The 18,631-nt window shown below is 37.9% G+C and carries 17 protein-coding genes; 14 read left to right on the top strand and 3 right to left on the bottom strand.

Going from position 1 to position 18,631, the window contains the following annotated elements; all coding sequences use genetic code 11:
• Positions 1-8: 8 nt before the first annotated feature.
• The 9 genes from dapA (at position 9) to V4T18_RS16065 (ending at position 10,463) form a co-directional block, all read left to right on the top strand.
• A complete protein-coding gene (dapA, locus tag V4T18_RS16105) occupies positions 9-908 on the top strand; it encodes a 4-hydroxy-tetrahydrodipicolinate synthase (RefSeq protein WP_332651145.1) in 900 nt (299 codons plus the stop codon).
• 22 nt (positions 909-930) lie between these two features.
• Positions 931-2,082 (top strand): NAD(P)/FAD-dependent oxidoreductase, encoded by a 1,152-nt coding sequence (locus tag V4T18_RS16100; RefSeq protein WP_332651143.1) that lies wholly within the window; start codon positions 931-933, stop codon positions 2,080-2,082.
• Positions 2,083-2,168: 86 nt separating this feature from the next.
• Entirely contained in the window at positions 2,169-2,486 is a 318-nt protein-coding gene (locus V4T18_RS16095; protein ID WP_332651141.1) for a (2Fe-2S)-binding protein, read from the top strand.
• Positions 2,476-3,699: an NAD(P)/FAD-dependent oxidoreductase gene (locus V4T18_RS16090; RefSeq protein WP_332651139.1), complete on the top strand. Its 1,224-nt coding sequence runs from the start codon at positions 2,476-2,478 to the stop codon at positions 3,697-3,699. The genes V4T18_RS16095 and V4T18_RS16090 overlap by 11 nt, the downstream gene beginning before the upstream one ends.
• Positions 3,700-3,703: 4 nt before the next feature.
• Positions 3,704-3,952 (top strand): (2Fe-2S)-binding protein, encoded by a 249-nt coding sequence (locus tag V4T18_RS16085; RefSeq protein WP_332651137.1) that lies wholly within the window; start codon positions 3,704-3,706, stop codon positions 3,950-3,952.
• Between the two features lie 18 nt (positions 3,953-3,970).
• A complete protein-coding gene (locus tag V4T18_RS16080; RefSeq protein WP_332651135.1) occupies positions 3,971-5,383 on the top strand; it encodes an aldehyde dehydrogenase family protein in 1,413 nt (470 codons plus the stop codon).
• A 45-nt stretch (positions 5,384-5,428) separates the two neighbouring features.
• Positions 5,429-6,178, top strand: coding sequence for a 4-hydroxy-tetrahydrodipicolinate reductase (gene dapB, locus V4T18_RS16075; RefSeq protein WP_332651133.1), 750 nt, complete (start codon positions 5,429-5,431; stop codon positions 6,176-6,178).
• Positions 6,179-6,661: 483 nt separating this feature from the next.
• The gene (locus V4T18_RS16070) at positions 6,662-7,636 is read left to right on the top strand and encodes a homoserine dehydrogenase (RefSeq protein WP_332651173.1); all 975 of its coding nucleotides are present in this window, start codon (positions 6,662-6,664) and stop codon (positions 7,634-7,636) included.
• Positions 7,637-8,363: 727 nt separating this feature from the next.
• Positions 8,364-10,463 carry a methyl-accepting chemotaxis protein gene (locus V4T18_RS16065; RefSeq protein WP_332651131.1) on the top strand — a complete coding sequence of 700 codons (2,100 nt, stop codon included), beginning with the start codon at positions 8,364-8,366 and terminating at the stop codon, positions 10,461-10,463.
• Between the two features lie 71 nt (positions 10,464-10,534).
• On the opposite strand, the gene V4T18_RS16060 is transcribed toward V4T18_RS16065, so the two are convergent.
• Complete coding sequence (locus V4T18_RS16060) at positions 10,535-11,506, bottom strand: GGDEF domain-containing protein (RefSeq protein WP_332651128.1); 972 nt, start codon at positions 11,504-11,506, stop codon at positions 10,535-10,537.
• Between the two features lie 13 nt (positions 11,507-11,519).
• On the bottom strand, positions 11,520-12,374 hold the full coding sequence (locus V4T18_RS16055) for an EAL domain-containing protein (protein WP_332651126.1): 855 nt from the start codon (positions 12,372-12,374) through the stop codon (positions 11,520-11,522).
• A 252-nt stretch (positions 12,375-12,626) separates the two neighbouring features.
• Between V4T18_RS16055 and V4T18_RS16050 the strand changes: the two genes are divergently transcribed.
• The 4 genes from V4T18_RS16050 (at position 12,627) to V4T18_RS16035 (ending at position 16,112) form a co-directional block, all read left to right on the top strand.
• Positions 12,627-13,457 carry a putative metalloprotease CJM1_0395 family protein gene (locus V4T18_RS16050; protein WP_332651125.1) on the top strand — a complete coding sequence of 277 codons (831 nt, stop codon included), beginning with the start codon at positions 12,627-12,629 and terminating at the stop codon, positions 13,455-13,457.
• Positions 13,458-13,574: 117 nt separating this feature from the next.
• Positions 13,575-14,060 (top strand): Cys-tRNA(Pro) deacylase, encoded by a 486-nt coding sequence (gene ybaK / locus V4T18_RS16045; protein ID WP_332651123.1) that lies wholly within the window; start codon positions 13,575-13,577, stop codon positions 14,058-14,060.
• Positions 14,061-14,102: 42 nt separating this feature from the next.
• On the top strand, positions 14,103-14,708 hold the full coding sequence (locus V4T18_RS16040; RefSeq protein ID WP_332651121.1) for a YczE/YyaS/YitT family protein: 606 nt from the start codon (positions 14,103-14,105) through the stop codon (positions 14,706-14,708).
• Between the two features lie 213 nt (positions 14,709-14,921).
• Positions 14,922-16,112 carry a glycine C-acetyltransferase gene (locus V4T18_RS16035; RefSeq protein ID WP_332651119.1) on the top strand — a complete coding sequence of 397 codons (1,191 nt, stop codon included), beginning with the start codon at positions 14,922-14,924 and terminating at the stop codon, positions 16,110-16,112.
• Positions 16,113-16,175: 63 nt separating this feature from the next.
• On the opposite strand, the gene V4T18_RS16030 is transcribed toward V4T18_RS16035, so the two are convergent.
• The gene (locus V4T18_RS16030) at positions 16,176-17,360 is read right to left on the bottom strand and encodes a pyridoxal phosphate-dependent aminotransferase (RefSeq protein WP_332651117.1); all 1,185 of its coding nucleotides are present in this window, start codon (positions 17,358-17,360) and stop codon (positions 16,176-16,178) included.
• A gap of 93 nt (positions 17,361-17,453) precedes the next feature.
• Here V4T18_RS16030 and V4T18_RS16025 point away from each other — a divergent pair, with 93 nt between their 5' ends.
• Positions 17,454-18,242, top strand: coding sequence for a carbon-nitrogen family hydrolase (locus V4T18_RS16025; protein WP_332651115.1), 789 nt, complete (start codon positions 17,454-17,456; stop codon positions 18,240-18,242).
• Positions 18,243-18,631 lie beyond the last annotated feature (389 nt).

Here is an 18,631-nt window from a genome sequence, read left to right as displayed (position 1 = left end):
GTGACGAGATGGGAATTTTAGAGTGGGGAAAGATTTTGACTGCAATGGTAACTCCATTTGATAAAAATGGAGACGTAAATTTAAAGCAAGTAGAAAATCTAGCAAAGCACTTATATAAAGGCAACACAGATGGATTAGTACTTTGGGGGACGACAGCAGAGTCTCCTACATTATCACAAGTAGAAAAAGAAAATATTTTTAGAGTAGTGAAGAATGTAGTAGGTAATAAAGGATCTATCATTGTGTCGACAGGTACTAATGATACTGGCATCACAATAGAAAATACAAAGAAGGCCCAAGAATTGGGTGCTGATGGTGTAATGGTAATCGTCCCTTATTACAATAAACCATCACAACGAGGAATTTATGAACATTTCAAAGCAGTTGCAAATTCAACGGACCTTCCAGTATTAATATACAATGTTCCAGGTCGAACAGGAACAAATATGTCTATTGAAACAATTGAGCAGCTTGCAAAAATTAATAATATAAAAGCAATAAAAGAGTCTACTGGGGATGTTTCACGTGTTATTGATATTCGAAATGTAGTACCTGAAGACTTTTTGATCTATAGTGGCGATGATTCCCTTACAATTCCGTTTCTTTCTGTAGGGGGGGATGGCGTAATTAGTGTAGCTAGTCATATTGTTGGTCAAGAGATGAAAGCAATGATAGATCTTTTCTTGGAAGGGAATCTAGAGCAGGCTATTAAGGTTAATTCTGTATTAAAACCATTAATGGATGCGGCATTTTATGATGTAAATCCTGTTCCAATAAAAATTATGTTAAATAAAGTAGGTTTAGATGTTGGCGGGGTACGATTGCCGTTAGTAATGAGTGCAAAAGATACAGAAAACAAAATACTGCAAAGTTTAGAAACTTACTTACAAATTAAAGTTAGTAATTAAGTTCCTATTGGGAGGCTTAGATTTGAAACAAAAAGTCATAGTCGTTGGTGGGGGAATCATTGGTACATCAGTGGCTTATTACCTTACAAAAAAAGATATAGAAGTAATATTATTTGAGGCCAAGGATATTGCTGCGGGTTCCTCGGGTTCCTGTGATAGAGCGATTATGCTTCAATCAAAAAAGCCAGGACCAAATTTAGATTTGGCATTAAAAAGTGCAGAGATGTATAAAACACTAGAATTAGAGCTAGAAGAAGATTTAGAGTACCACAAGGGTGGGGGAATGATATTAATTGAAAATGAATTTGAGTTTAACGTCATAAAGGAAATGGTAGAAAGACAAAATCAAGCTGGACTAAATGTCTCTATTATTAGTGGAGATGAAGCGAGAAAAAAAATTCCAGCACTTTCAAAAAAAATAATAGCTGCAACTTGGTGGGAAGAAGATGCAGAGATTAGTCCTATGGGTACAGCTTTCGCTTTTGCGAAAGCTGCCCAAAAGAATAATGCAACAATTAAGTTAAACTGTGAGGTTCAATCCCTAGTCATTAAAAACGGTCGTATTATTGGAGTTAAAGCTGCTGATGAAATTTTTTATGCGGATAGTGTCGTTGTATGTACGGGTGTTTGGACAAAAAAAATTCTTGAAACGATTAACATAGATGTTCCAATTATCCCTAGAAAAGGGCAAATATTAGTCACGGAAAGGTTACCTCAAATTATTGATTGCAATATTTTAAGTGGATCTTACATCGCTTCAAAATTACAAAAAACTAATGGGGATCCATACGGAATCGGTTTAGCAATAGGGCAAACACAAAGTGGTACGTTGCTAATTGGTGGCTCAAGAGAGTTTGCTGGGTTTGATAGCTCGACAAATAGTCAAGTGATTCGTGAAATTGCAAAGAGAGCGGTAAATACATTCCCATTTCTTAAAAATGTTAACCTAATTAGAACTTTTTCAGGCTTTAGACCCTTTACACCAGACAATTTGCCGATATTGAGTGAAGTACCTTCAGTTGACGGTTTATTTATAGCAGCTGGTCATGAAGGCGATGGTATTGCGTTAGCTCCGATTACTGGAAAAATAATGACTGAAATGGTTAGTCGACAGAACATAGACATTAATCTAGATGCATTTAAAATAGATCGGTTCTCAAAAGTTAACGTGTAAATTAACAAAGTATTTAATAACAATAATTATAGTAAAAAATTCACTTTAATTTTGATCCGTGTAGATTTGGGGTTGGGGGAATGTGTATGAAAATGGAAGAGATAAAAGAAAAACAAAATGATGCTATAGAAATTAACTTTATGTTCAATGGAAAGTTACTAACTGGTATAGAGGGTCAACCTGTTGCAGCTGCCTTAATAGCAAACGGTATTCGTAGTATTAGAAATTGTGAAATAACGGGAGAAGCAAGAGGAATATATTGTGGTATTGGTCACTGTTATGAATGTAGAGCTACTATAAATGGAACTCCAAGTAAACGAACTTGTTTGACATTGCTAAAAGAAGGCATGGTCGTTACAAGTGGTAACGAGATTAGTTATGGGGCTGAATATAATGAATGTTGATGTTGTAATTGTTGGAGCTGGTCCAGCAGGTATTATTTCTGCAATAGAACTTGCCAAACGTGACTTGAAAGTAGTTGTAGTCGATGAATATTTTAGAACAGGTGGGCGCTTATTAGGGCAACTATATGACGATCCTAAAGCCCCTAAGGAAAGCAGACATTGGGATGGAAAAAAGATTGCTACACAGCTAACTGAAGAAGCATTGAAATATGGCGTAACAATTTTATGTGAAACAACTGTTTGGAAAATTGAAAGTGATTTTATTATTTCTGTTTCAGATAATCAAATTAAAGAAATTTATTCAAAAGCAATAATTCTTGCGACAGGTGCAATAGAAAAGGCTTTACCAATAAGTGGTTGGACAAAAGTGGGGGTTGTAAGTGTAGGAGCAGCTCAAACATTTACTAACCTTCACAATGTGAAAATTGGAAAAAAAGTTTTGTTTGTAGGTATTGATCCTCTTTCTATTTCAGTAGCTATCGAAATGAAGAATGCAGGATTTGATGTAAAAGGTATGGTATTGCCATCACCTACTATTCTGACTCTGAATAAAAGTAATCCAAGAGAGACTTTAGAAAATTTAGCATTAGCATCAGATTTGGCACCAAATAAAATTTTCCGAATATTAGGTAAAATGATGAAGGGGAAAATCGCGAGTTTTGCATTAAATTTTTTAACGTTAGATCTACTTAAAATACATGGTATCCCGCTCTATTTAAGGAAAGCAGTTACTCAAATTAACGGAGAACAAGAAGTAGAAAGTGTAACAATTAACAAAGTTTCAGTTGATGGAAAAATACAGCCTAACATAGTGGAAACGCTAAATATTGATACAGTTTGTTTGTCAGGTGGTCTGCTGCCTTTAGTGGACAGCTCACAATTGGCAAACTGTGAAATTGTAGATATCCCAGAGTTAGGAGGCATTGTCCCTCTTCATAATAAATATTTAAATACTACAAAAGATCGCGTGTATGTTGCTGGTAATATTACAGGGATTGAGGGAGCAAAGGTTGCAATGGCGCAAGGAAAGCTTGCTGCCTTAAATTTACTTAAAGATTTTGAAATGGTTGATGAGAGTGAAGTTGAAAAAGCCTATGAATCCGTAGAAGAGGCTAGGAGAGCTTCTCCAATTTTATTTCTTCCTAAAATAAGAAATGGAAGAGAGATTATGCAAATGAAGTGGGAAACTTATGTTGCAAAGGTAGGCGAATAAAATTTTGAACAAAGTACTAGTATGTCGCTGTGAAGGCGTCTGTCTCGATGAAATTTTGGTAGCGATAAAAGAAGGTGCAACTTCAGTTCAAGGAATCAAAATGCGTAATAGAGTAGGTATGGGATATTGTCAGGGAAGAACGTGTCAACCTGTGTTAAGAGATATATTAATAGAAGAAATTGGTGTTAATTCAGTTGAACAAGTGCAAAAGGCTCAATCGCCTGTAAGACCTATTCTTTTTGGAGAATTATAAACAAATAGAGGTGTAGAAATGGTAAAGGAAATGATAGCTAGTGATTTGAAAAATGAAACCATTAGTGTGATAAATCCACAAGATGGAAGTTTAATAAAGAAGATTAAATCTGCTTCCGCAGCTGATGCTGAAATGGCAATAAAAGAAGCAGAGGAAGGGTTTTTAATTTCTTCGAGGTTACCAGTACATCAGAGGATTTCTATTTTACAGAAAGCTGCTCAGTATATTTTAGATAATAGTGAGGAATATGCAAAAATTCTTGCTCTTGAAAGCAGTAAGACGATCAAGGAAGCAAGAAAAGAGGTGGCCAGATGTATAGAAACAATAAAAATAAGTGCTGAAGAAGCTAGAAGAATAACAGGAGAAACCCTCTCCTTCGACCAAATGGAAGGCGGAGAAAATAGAGTAGGCTATTTCCAAAGGTTCCCTATGGGGATAGTTTTAGCAATCACACCATTCAATGATCCCTTGAATTTAGTTGCACATAAGGTTGGTCCAGCTATAGCAGCAGGTAATGCAATTATAGTAAAGCCAGCAACAGTAACGCCACTAAGTGCATTAAAATTAGCAGAAGCCTTTGATCATGCGGGGTTACCTAAAAAGATATTGACGGTATTACCAGGGAAAGCTAGTGAAATCGGGGATGTTTTAGTAGAAAATTCTAAAATTAGAATGATTTCTTTTACTGGTGGATTGGAGGCTGGTAAAGAAATTATGAGAAAAGCAGGACTCAAGAAATTTAGCATGGAGTTAGGCTCTAATTCTCCGGTTATTATATTAAAGGATGCAAATGTTGATACAACTGTAGAAAGTGTTGTTTCGGGAGCTTTTTGGGCTGCAGGACAAAATTGTATTGGCGTTCAGCGAGTTTTTATTGAAGAGGATGTTTATGACAGATACAAAAGTAAATTAATAGAACGTACTTGTTTGTATAACTTAGGAGATAAATTAAACGAAAAAACAGACATGGGTCCACTTATTACGGAAAATGAAGCAATTCGAGTTGAAAAAATAGTTAATGAATTAGTGAATCAGGGGTCAACGGTTTTATGTGGAGGTCATAGAGAAGGAGCTTTTTATGAGCCAACTATATTGGAGAACGTACCTATAGATTCTGATCTAGCAAAAGAAGAAATCTTTGGTCCTGTTCTTTTGTTATTTAAAGTGAAAGATTTACAGGAAGCCATTGAGTACTCTAATGATGTGGATTATGGCTTACAAGCAGGTATTTTCACAGATAATGTTAACCACGCTTTTGTAGCAATAAAGGATTTAAATGTCGGGGGCATTATGGTCAATGATAGTAGTGACTATAGAATCGATGCTATGCCTTTTGGAGGCGTTAAAGGGTCAGGCATTGGAAGAGAAGGTATCAAGTTTGCTATTGAAGAAATGACGGAGCCGAAAGTGATTTGTTTTAATCTCCAGTAATGAAATGCAAATCTTAAAATTAATTAGATGGGGTGGAGTGATATTGTGGAGAGAATCGCCTTTGGTGGTATAAGTGGTAAAACAGGGAGAACAGTAGCAGGAAATTTATCTGAAAATAATCATATCGATATTGTGGCTGGAATTGGTGAGAATTCTGTAGGTACTGATATCGGTGAATTATTACACAATAAAAAAAACTACAAGTATATCTATAAGAATTTTCAAGAAGTAATCGATAACCAAGAAGTAGATTTGTTTATTGATTTTTCCACTTGTGAGGCTGCCCCTAAAAATATTGAATTAGCTTTAATTAATAAAATTAGTACCATTGTAGGGACAACTGGAATTGATGAGAAAGAAATTGAAAGGTTATCTAGTATAGCTAAAGAGAACAATGTATTTCTTTTATGGTCAAGTAATTTTTCTTTAGGAATAGCGTCGTTAAGTAATGCATTAAACGCGTTATCAAAAATATTTGATAAAGATAATATAGGCATAATAGAAGTACATCATTCAGATAAAGCTGATATGCCATCCGGTACCGCACTATATTTAAAAGACAAAATAGGGCTTACTAGCAATCAAAATATTAGTTCTTTAAGGATTCCGCTTAAGATTTCTAGACATACGATATTTGCAAGTGGAGTAGGAGAAAATTTATTTATTGAACATACAGTGGTTGATTCTCAGGCTTTCACTGTAGGTATATTATTTGTAATTAATAATTATAGAGAATTTACAGGGGTGTATTTAGATTTAGCTAGTTTTTTAAAGGTATTAGAAAAAAAGGTTTAAGTAGGTTGATTAGAAGAGATGGTATATGTGTTTATATCATCTCTTAAATTTTACTCTTTTTCTGTAGAGCATTAATTTTTAGGTAGGGTCAATTGCCTTTTCAGACGGTCCCTTTGTTGATTAGAGTAGAGCCAGCGTGAGTGCATCTGTCGGCTACGCCTTTCGATGCAGAAATAATCGGTTCCTTTCACTGGGGAACAGATTATTTTCCTTGGAGATTAGCGTCTAGAGAAGAACGAAGGCTAGAATCGCCACATCGTGTGACAATTTATCTGCGCAAAACATCTGTTGTCCTCTGGCGCAACGGAAATCAACCCCATGTTATGGTAAGAGCCTCTATAAAACTATATAGACTAATTGTGTGTGTTTTACTCGGGTTATTGAGAACGGTAAAAATAGAAGTGTGCGGAAGGGTGTGAATATAAATTGAAAGGGTTTGAATTATATAGTACGAGAGATTTAAATAAGAACACGTCTAGAATTATAAAAGTGGCAATTTTAGGGTTTGGAACAGTAGGCCAAGGAATATACAGTATTTTAATCAAAAAATTTGAGGAATTTAAAGATGATTATGGTTTGGAATTTGTAGTAAGTAGCATTTTAGTAAAAGATTTATCATGGGAACGTATTCCAGGTACAAAACATTTATATACAAATAATATGGATGATATTTTGGCTACCGAGAATTTAAATATTGTTTTTGAAGCAATAGGTAATGAAAATCCTCCTTATAATTATTTGAAAAAAGCAATTGAGTATGGATGTCATGTTGTTACTGCAAACAAAAACATGTTTTCTAAATACGGTGTTGAACTAGAAAATCTTGCAGAAAAGAATGGTGTATATATAGGTTATGAGGGAACAACTGCTGGTAGCATTCCTATCATTAGATCGATAAGAAGCATACTTCAAGTGAATGAGATCAGTCGTATTCAAGGTATTCTGAACGGAACATCGAATTACATTCTAACACAGATGTGTGAAGGAGCTACTTTTGAAGTAGCATTAAGAGAGGCTAGGTTAAAAGGTTATGCAGAGGCAGATTGTTCAGATGATATTTCTGGTCGAGATGCACTGTATAAATTGAAAATTTTGAGTAAAGCTGCTTTTGGTAAGCAATCAAAAGATATAAACATAAATTTTGAGGGCATTGATAATATTACAAATGATAATGTAAAAGAGGCGAATAAAAAAGGTTTACGTTATCGTCATATTGCAGAAATAGAAAGAGGAAAAGATGGCTCGATTTTAGCTAAAGTAGGTCCTCAATTGATTGATATAAAACACCCCTTTTATGCAGTGGATGGAGTAAATAATGCCGTCTTAATTGAGACAAATTATAGTGGGAATTTAATTTTCTTAGGACCGGGTGCAGGTATGTATCCGACTGCTAGTGTCATGGTTGAAGATTGTATTGATATTATCAGAAAAGAAATTAACTCAACATTAGTAGTATAAATTTTAAAACGATTTGTCTCATGCTAAGGAGGATATTAATGATTCGCATGGGCAATAGATTTTTGGGGTGAAGAATCTGTTTGGGCATCCAGGAATTGCTGGCGAAACGGTTTTAACTAAATAATAAAAATTAATAAGAAAGCGCTAAGACGAAGTGAATTTTGAATAAAATATAGTCTCAGCGCTTTTTTTAATAGATTTACTGTATTAAATGAAAACTTAATTTCGATTGAACTCTCGTATTTTATCCAAGTATAATCTGCATAATTCTTTGATGGATTTCTTCGTCATTTACCTAGCGCTCAAACGTCCATATACTAATATGCTATTCTTCGCTTACTTTCGCCAATCGTGACCGTTTCGATTCCCCTTCTGAATAAATGCTGCTAGTTTGCTATGTGAATGGTGAATTATTTTTCCGTTAGATTAGCGACTGACAGTGAAGCGTCAACACCAAAGGAAGTGGCTCGTTTTTTCACGCGCCAACGTATTTAACTGTAGCGTAACGATGCGAATAATTTTAGTTATGAAAATATGGATTATGAAAATGACCCAAATATAAAACTATTCGCCCTTTGTCAATATCAGTAGAGAATTTAAATAATTCTATTTTCAATAGAAAATACTTGAAACGAACATACATAATCTATTAATGTTAATATGTTACAAAAGTATGGCGTGTTAGAATCTTATCATAAGAAGAAAGAATAAAAAGGGGAATGGGAAAATGAAGGTATTTAGTCCTGTTATTTGGTTGTTGAATAAATTGAAGTTTTATCAAAAGTTCACAGTCATAGGCATGATACTCATAATACCGTTATCGATTTTTGCGTTTTTGGTCGTTGATCGTAACTATCAATCGCTGCTAGATAACGAGATGCGAAATGAAGGGGCTAGCTATAATCTAATTTATAAAGATTTGCTCCAAAATGTACAGCAAACAAGGGGGCTATCAGTTGCTCTACAACGTGCAGATAATTCAACACTGCAAGAAGCATATAAAGAAGCTACGCAAAATGTAGATGAACTTTTTAAAGGTATCGCTACTTTTGAAGAAGAAGCAAAATATGATTATAACGTAGTAGAGGAGCTTCCTAAGCTTGTGGAGCAGTGGGAAAGCCTACAGAGCACAGAGTGGACAAACACGAGTCAAATTATTTCTAGTTATTCGATTCTAACAGCAGATATTATTGCGGTCATGAATGGAATTAGCAACAATTCTGGTCTGTTATTACAAGAGGACAAAGAGAATTTTAATTTAATTTATAATGTGGCTATTACGCTACCGCAGCTAACAGAAAATTTGGAATTACTTCGTTCTAATGGGATGGGCGTGTTTAATAAAGAGGCAGACAATACGGATCAGCAGAATGCCCTGTATGAGCTATACTATCCTACAACGAAGAGTTTACAATTGCTACAAGCGGATTTAGACATAGCATTTGATGATCCATATTTAAAGTCTAACCTTGAGGCATCCTATACGGATTTTAAAAAGAATATTGATACATACTTTACGTTTTTAAGCTTAATAAGTGCGCAAGGGGCTGATGCTCAATTAGCGAATCAATATTATGAAACGGCTACCGCATCTATTGAGGGCGCATTTACCTTTATCGATGAGGGAATGGAGACGGTGAGTAAGTTAGAGGCAAAGCAAGAGGATAAATTATCCAAGCAAACCTTATTCGTATTCATAACAGGTATCGCTATTATACTTTTAGCCCTGTATATCTTTACTGGATTATTTTATGCTATTAAAAAATCTGTTCAACAGCTTGAGACAGCAACGAAAAATGTAGCAGCGGGTGATTTAACAACGGTTGTAGATTTACAGACAAAGGATGAATTGCGTTATATTGAAGCTTCCTTTAATGAAATGGTAGGTAGCTTACATGGGCTTGTGAAGGAAATTTCGACTAGTGCGGTATCCTTAGCAGCTTCTAGTGAGGAGCTCAATGCGAGTTCAGAGGAAACAACGGCCTCTGTTGAGCATGTGACAGCCTCCATTTCAGATATGTCAAAGGACGCGGAAATTCAAACCGCCGCTGTTAATGAAACGACAATTGCGCTAAATGAAATGTCTACTGGTATAGAGCGTATAGCAGAAAATAGTAATCGTGTATCCCATTTAACGCGCGAGACAATGGGGTATGCACAGGATGGAAACGATTCTGTGGAGCAATCGATGAATCAAATGACAACGATTCAACATACAGTCGAGCAATCGAGCGAAATGATTCGCGGTTTAAATAATCGCTCAAAGGAAATTGATTCGATTATCAATGTTATTACCGATATTTCAGACCAAACGAATTTATTAGCACTAAACGCGGCAATTGAAGCGGCCCGTGCAGGAGAACATGGGAAAGGCTTTGCTGTTGTAGCAGATGAGGTACGAAAGCTAGCTGAGCAATCTAGGGAGTCAGCTACACAAATTGCCGGGTTAATTCAAGCGATTCAAAAGGATACTGTAAGCTCTGTTGCAATTATGGAGAGAGTGAATCAAGATGTTGCCTTAGGAATTCAAACGACAGAAGACACAGCACAAAAATTTGCTCGGATACTACACCGTATGGAAACGCTGAATCCAGAGATGGAGGAAATTTCAGCAACGGCTATTGAGTTTTCTGCACAAACAGAGCAAATCGTCGCGGCGATGAATGAGATGAAAATAGTTGCTGGACATAATTTAGAGACTTCTGTAGGAGTTGCCTCGACAACAGAGGAGCAGCTAGCCGCAGTAGAGGAAATTACTGCATCGGCAATGATCTTATCAGAAATGGCCGAAACATTACAGGAGCTCGTCATTCGATTTAAATTATAATGCAAAGATCCGAACCTTAAGTTATTGGGGTTCGGATTTATTTATCTAAAAGCATATAATAATCACCTTAACTAATTTTGAGACGAGAGGTATTTATCGAGTGGCGTTCCTTCGTTAATTAAATAACAGCTATACGGAATATCCTTGCACAATTTTTTTACACGTGCTGCTGCCTCAGTTAAACAATCAATCGAAGTGTAGTGCTGCTCTTCGTTGGTCACTACGGCCACCGATAAGGAGCAAATTTTGAAGGGCTCAGGAATACCCGAACGCCCTGTTACGAATAGTTCCTGATGTAGATGAAATTTATCATAAAAATACTCAATTTCGTCATCGAATTTATGAATAATACTATTACAAATAGTCGTCACATCATAATGTGGAATGACAGCAACAAAGTCATCACCACCAACATGACCAAGGAAGTAATCGTTTTGTGTGATATGTCCTTTTAAAATTTCTGTTAAATAGAGCAACACTTGATCGCCCCGTTTAAAGCCATACATATCGTTGTACATTTTGAAAAAATCGACATCAAAATAAACTAAGCTATAGTAGGGCATTGTTAATACTTCCTGTAGCTTTTGCTCGATAAGATGATTACCGGGTAAGTGACTTAAAGGATTTAAAAAGCTCGCTAATTCTGCCTGTGCTTCTACTAGATGAAGTAGGAGCGCCCGAATGCTTACGACGCCAAAAAATTCACTATTCTTCGTTACGATAATATCATCGTATAAATCCTGCTCTGGCCGCTGCATAGCAAGCGTACTAACATCTGTTATCGGTAGCGAGTAATCGACTATTAAAGGTGTATTTTTAAAAAGTAATTTACTTTCCCTACCCATATATAAGTTATAGCCATACTGTGTACCAATCTTTTGATAAAAATGTGTACGTGGAATTTGTCCGACTGGCTGATTATTGTGAACAACGACAATCCCCCGTAATGTTTCATCTTCAACAAATAGCTCATTTACCTTTTTACTTTTCGTTTCTGGAAGAATACATGGAACATTTTCAACAATCTTCCCGATAATTAGCATTAGTTATCATCCTTTACAAAATGATCTGTGTTCGTTGTATTCGCTCATCTGGTCGACCAAGTGCAAACCCTTGGGCATAGTGAACCCCTGCCTGCTTCAAATAGCTATATTCCTCGAAGCGTTCTACCCCTTCAGCAATCACTTTTGTTTCGGATTGCTCTGCATAATTGAGCAGCACAGATAATAGCTGCTGCTGCGGAATGTTTTCGTCAATCGATTGAATTAACGAACGATCAATTTTAATAAACTCTGGCTTTAGAAAGATAAGTGTTTTTAAGCTATTGTAGCCAGATCCGACATCATCTACGGCGATGCGATAGCCCTGTGCACGGTAATGATTCAGTACTCGTTCAAACTCATCATAATCGGTGACGGCGCTACGCTCTGTTAGTTCAAATACGACCTGCTGCGGCTGAAGTCCAAGGTCCTTTAGTAGCTGCCGTGTTTCGCCGCTATGGTAATTTTTATCGAGCAGCACATTTGGGTGAATATTAATAAATAAAACTGGGTTTTCATTTTTCATCTCATCGGTTAGGCGTTCCTGAAATCGTTGTAGGGACAGGTTGCGGCAAAGACATTCACAGTAAAATACATGATTTGTTCGACCTACAAACTCATAAAAGGCGTCCGGATTAGGGAATAATTTCGTGCTATTTGGGCGATTTAATGCTTCGTAGGCAAATGTATTATTCTGTTGAATATCAATAATGGGTTGAAAGAGTGTTCGAATCTCTTGTCTTTCAATGATCTTATTTAACTCTAATAATTGCTTCCAATACAGAAAGTATTTATTTTGCCTTTCTAGAATATATTTTAAATAGGATGAAAGTTTATTAGATTTTGTATTTCGTATAGTAGTAGATTTCATAGAAGCACCTCTGTCGGGTAAGTTTAATTTAAGTTTAGAGTGCGATTGTTGTTATTTTATGAAGTTTTGGTAAAATTTTTTTAAATTTTGTGTTTAGCTTCTAGGTGAAAAGGGAAAAGAGATTTATTAAGGTGAGCCTTGAATAGTCCTTTAATACTGATAGAGAAAATAAGTTGCAATAAATAGAGGTTTTATCCGATAAAAATGATATATATAGATAAATGAAGCAGGTTAGGGAATGGGGGGAAAGACATGAACGTATCTCAATTAACGACTAGCCGTACGTCAGAATTTGAAGTTCGAAAACGCGCTATACAGAGAAGAGAAATGGGCGAGGCGTACAAAAAAACGGCACAGTTCCATACTAAAAAGAATCCATTCCTAGAAGCGTTAGAAAATTTGCTTTCTGGGAAAACGGAAAAAGAGTTCTATGAGGCAGAGCCACTTTCACAGGAAGCGACTGCTTTGGCTCATGAGCAAACTCAATCCTCTACAAAGAACAGGGAACAGAGACTAGACCAACCGGAATTTCAGCGTGATATCCATGAGTTAAAGGTGAGCGAGAAGGATGCTACGGCATATAGAGCAGTTGGTGAAAGTGCGACGGATCCAACAGCTTATATGCAAAGAGCTGAATCTGAAAATCAAGATGTTATTCATGGTAGAGAGGTAATCGGCTCTGCACAAGAAGAAACGATTGCTGTTTTAGAAAGAGTGAAGCAGGCAGCACTTGCACCGGCCGAGCCATCAACTCAAGATTTACGTGTTGCAGCTAGTGCATCAGCTCAAATTCAACAAACGAAGGCAGCACTTGCAAAGGAAAATGGCGAGGAATATTTAGCCGAACCCGGTGAACTAGAGCCTTTTGTAGGTGAATCCACAAAATTCGAAATTCCTGAGCGATTCCTTCAAAACTTTGACCAACGAGATGAACAGAAGCAAACGGTATTTGGTAAAGATTTAGAAAATCTATTACAAGGGCGCCAGTTTAAAAAAGCCTTGTCTAAGTATTGGAGTCATATCGAGATGGTGAAAAATGGATACCGCTCATTCGATGAGCCACAATTTTCAAGAATTGCTTAAATTTCATTAGACTATACAAGATAAATAGGCAACTTGTTTCAAGGTGAAGGGATAACTCTTCATCTTTTTTCTTTGATATAATAATGGAATAATTATAAGAGGAGGAGGTTCAACAGAATGGCTAAAAAACCGATCAAAACAAATGCTGTACGTTTAATCGAAAAGGAAAAAATTCAGCATGAGTTATTCGAGTATACAACAGCTGATGGCGAGGCGGTCGATGGCGTTACAGTCGCTGCTAAAATTGGAGAGCCAGTCGAACATGTTTTTAAAACATTAATTGCAACAGCTGGTCCCAATCGTTTTTATGTCTTTGTTGTGCCTGTTGCGGCAGAGCTCAATTTAAAGGCAGCCTCTAAAGTAGCCGGGGAGAAAAAAATCGAAATGCTCGCTGTGAAGGATTTGCTTGGCTTAACAGGGTACGTCCGCGGGGGCTGTTCACCAATCGGTATGAAAAAGCTCCTCCCAACCTTTATTGATGCTTCCGCAGAAGGGTTAGAATATGTGATAGTTAGCGCTGGGAAAATTGGTATGCAAATAAAGCTAACGCCAACAGATTTAGCGCAAGCTGTAAGGGCGAAATTTGCACAGGTAGCCATGTAAACTATGGCAAGACGATGACTTTAACTAAAGGTATGGTGCTTCATGTCAAAAGAAAATAAATGGCGATGGACTTTTTTCTTTATTGGTCTTGCCACAATGTCATTAGGAATTACAATGACGATTAAAGGTAAAATTATCGGAACGAGCCCGTGGGATGTATTACATATCGGTATGTTTAAGCAACTAGGGCTCACAATTGGGACTTGGTCAATATTAGTTGGGTTAATCATTATCCTTTCAACTTCTCTCTATTTAAGAGAGTGGCCGAAGCTTGCAACATGGCTGAATATGCTATTAGTCGGTTCCTTTATTGATTTTTTTAACTGGCTGCTACCGAATACAACAATTTTTCCATTAGAAATTACATATTTCATTGGCGGTCTTTTTGTAATGAGTACGGGATGTGCTCTTTATATTTCAGCGAATCTGGGAGCAGGTCCGCGAGATACGATTATGATGATTATTGCGAGTAAAGGCTTCTCTGTTCGAACAGGACGTACAATCATGGAGTTATTTGCCGTAACGACAGGCTGGCTACTGGGCGGTCCGGTCGGTGTCGGTACGATTATTTTGGCACTCGGCTCAGGCTACATTATTCAATGGACGTTGCCAAAGTTTCGTTACCAGCTTAATAAAAGAATCGCTTAACGAGTAAGCTTATGCTAGTTTAGGGAAAGTTTCTATTATTTAGCCTAAAGTTTCTATTATCTTGTGAAAACTTTCTATGATCGACAAAGAATTGTCTATTAATTCTACGAAATCCACGAGAGAATCAACAAAAGCGCCCTATCCACAAAAAGCCTAGGCTACTGATTTATGCTAAAATGAAAATAAATTCGAAAAGCGAAAGGAAGAGGCATCTTGTCAAAAGCATTAAATACTTTTTTAGATGAAAACCTACAGGCGCTTCGTGATCAAGGCTTGTACAATGAAATAGATCCAGTTGAAGGCGCTAATGGACCGATGATTCGGGTGCGCGGTAAGCATTTAATCAACTTATCTTCTAATAATTACTTAGGCTTGGCGACAAATGAGGAGCTAAAGCATATTGCTAAAGAAGCAATAGCTAAGTACGGTGTAGGGGCAGGTGCGGTTCGTACAATCAATGGTACGCTCGACCTTCATGTTAAATTAGAAGAAAAATTAGCTGAATTCAAAGGAACTGAGGCAGCCATTAGCTATCAATCGGGCTTTAACTGTAATATGGCAGCAATTTCGGCCGTAATGGATAAAAATGATGCCATTCTTTCCGATAGGCTCAATCATGCATCAATTATTGATGGCTGCCGCTTATCTAAAGCCAAAATTATCGCCTACAACCATTCCGATATGGCAGATTTACGCGCGAAGGCAAAGGAAGCGACAGAATCAGGGCTTTATAATAAAGTAATGGTGATTACAGATGGTGTCTTCTCAATGGACGGCGATATTGCTAAGCTTCCAGAAATCGTTGAAATTGCGAAGGAGTTTGACCTCATTACGTATGTAGATGATGCACATGGCTCTGGTGTGACAGGAAAAGGGAAGGGAACAGTGAAGCACTTCGGTTTGGAAAAAGAAATCGACTTCCAAATCGGAACACTATCGAAGGCAATTGGCGTTGTTGGTGGTTATGTTGCGGGGAAGAAAAACTTAATCGACTGGCTTCGCGTTCGCTCGCGTCCATTTTTATTCTCGACTGCACTTCCACCGGGGGATGTAGCTGCTATTACGGCTGCGGTACAAATGCTGATGGACTCAACAGAGTTACATGACAAGCTTTGGGACAATGGCGACTACTTAAAAGCCGGACTGAAAAAACTAGGCTTTAACATTGGCGCATCTGAAACACCTATTACGCCATGTATTATTGGGGATGAAAAGCTAACACAGGAATTTTCTCGTCGCCTCTTTGAAGAAGGCGTTTATGCGAAATCGATCGTATTCCCAACAGTACCTAAAGGAACAGGGCGCGTTCGTAATATGCCAACAGCGGCGCATACGAAGGAAATGCTCGATGACGCGCTAGCCCTTTACGAAAAAGTAGGCCGTGAGCTTGGGGTAATAGAATAGAAAAAGTTTGAAGGCAGAAACGTTGATCTAACAACACTTCTGCCTTTTTGATCTGGGTGAACCTTATTTTATGACGGGCTGCTTTTTGAATAGCTCGAGCTTTGCAATGCGGGCAATGGCCTCTTTCATTCGTTCCTCTGAAACTAGTAAGCCTACGCGTATGTAACCTTCTCCATACTCGCCAAAGCCGTTCCCAGAAGCAACCGCTACATCTGCCCTTTCGAGTAAAAGATCGGTAAACCTCTGACTTGTATAGCCCGCTGGCACAGGTAACCATGCAAAAAAGGAGCCTGTTGGAGCCTGTACATCCCAGCCGATTCGCCGTGCTTCTTCGATTAATACATTACGACGACTTTCATATGTAGCACGTAAGCTTTCCACGCAATGCTGCTCTGCATTTAATGCTTCTGCTGCGGCATGCTGAACAGCAGGGAAAAGGCTACAAAATAGATGATCCTGAATAATGTTGATGGCTTCAATCATTTTTGCATTGCCGACTGCAAAACCTACTCGCCAGCCTGCCATATTATAAGATTTTGATAATGTGTATAGTTCAATTCCGATGTCTTTTGCTCCCTCTGATTGCAGGAAGCTAGGCGGTTTTTGACCATCAAAGCCGATTGCTCCATATGCAAAATCATGCGCTACAGCAATATTATTTTCGCGCGCAAATCCGACTGTTTTATCAAAAAAATGTTTATCGGCAGTACCGCCAGTTGGGTTGTTTGGGTAATTAATATACATCAGCTTTGCTCGCGATGTTACTTCCTCTGAAAGTGCCTCGTAATCAGGAAGAAACCTATTTTTTGCTTCGAGCGGCATCGTATCAAATTGAACGTCTGCTAGTGCAACACCCGATAAGTAATCAGGATATCCTGGATCTGGCAACAGCATCGTATCACCTGGATTTAAGATCGCCAGTGGAAGCTCAACTAAGCCTATTTTTGTACCACCTAAAATGGCTACTTCCTTTTCTGGATCGATATCGACATTGTATTCGCGCTTGTAAAAGTCAGCAGCGGCTTGTTTTAGTTCCTGTACACCACGAAACGGTGAATATTTATGTGTTTGCGGATCCATTGCTGAACGCTGTAATGCTTCGATAATATGTGGAGGTGTTGGCTGGTCAGGATTGCCTTGCCCTAAATTAATAATATCGCGTCCCTCTGCTATTGCTGCGCTTACTTTACCAGCAAGTGCGGCAAAAAACTGCGGAGGAAGCTGCTGAAGTTTTTTCGAGAATTCCATTTATTAATCACCTGTTTTTTCAGAATATAATAAAAATTATTAGAATCATGTTATGATATTTATGAGAAAAAGTCTAGAGGCGGTGTTAGAATTATGAAAATCGGATGTATTCAATTGAATGTTGGTTTTGGAAAGGTAGAAGCCAATTTTGAACGAGCTGAAAAATTTATTCGTGAAGCGGCAAGTAAGGGCGCCGAGATTATTGTATTACCTGAAATGTGGAATACGGGCTATGCACTTGAAAAATTAGAGGAGATAGCGGATGTAGACGGCGTACGCTCGCAAGCATTTTTAAGTAGATTAGCACGTGAGCTAGGTGTACATATTGTTGGTGGCTCTGTGGCAATTAAGCGCGGCGATAAATTCTTCAATACAATGTATGTTTATAATAATGAAGGTGAGCTTGCTGGTGAGTATAGCAAGGCGCATCTATTCAAGCTAATGGATGAGCATTTGTATTTGGAGGCGGGCGATGAGATGAACCGTTTCGCTTTAGGTGAGGTTGAGGCAGCGGGTGTTATTTGCTATGATATTCGTTTCCCAGAATGGCTTCGTGCTCATGCATTGGAAGGTGCAAAGGTATTATTTGTCCCTGCACAATGGCCGACACCACGCATTGATCACTGGAAAACACTTTTACAGTCGCGAGCAATCGAAAATCAATGCTTCGTTATCGCAGTTAACCGAATTGCGAATAAAGTAGAAAATTTCAACGGTCAATCGATGATTATTCAGCCTTGGGGAGAGGTATTATGGACAGGCGCTGAAGATGAAGAGCTAGCAATTGTTGATGTAGATTTCTCGATTGTCGATGAAGTGCGCGGTCGCATCCCTGTATATGCTGACCGTCGACCAGAATTATATAAAACGGTTGTAAAATAAATTTTTTGAGCGGATCCTAGGTTGTTTATAGGGTTCGCTTTTTTTGAGGAAGTCAAAAGAGGATTCTAATATCGACCAAACTTATTGCCTAGACGGATAAAAGCCGAGCCTATTCGTGCGAAAGAGTGATCCTAATGAAAGAACCGCGCTTGCGCAAAAGGAGTTTCTACTCGTGTGGAAGGACTGAGCATGCGAACAGAAGTAGTTTCCATCCTTATGAAAGGAGACTGTGTATGCGAACAAAAGGAGTTTCCATCCTTATGAAAGGGCTGTGTATGCGAACAGAAGTAGTTTCCATCCGCACAAAAGGCTGCGTATGCGAACAAAAGCAGTTTCCATCCGCACAAAAGGCTGCGTATGCGAACAAAAGCAGTCTCCATCCGCACAAA

Source organism: Lysinibacillus sp. 54212 (assembly GCF_036662795.1).
Taxonomy (GTDB): Bacteria; Bacillota; Bacilli; order Bacillales_A; family Planococcaceae; genus Lysinibacillus_B.
This window is presented reverse-complemented; position numbering and strand designations above follow the sequence as displayed.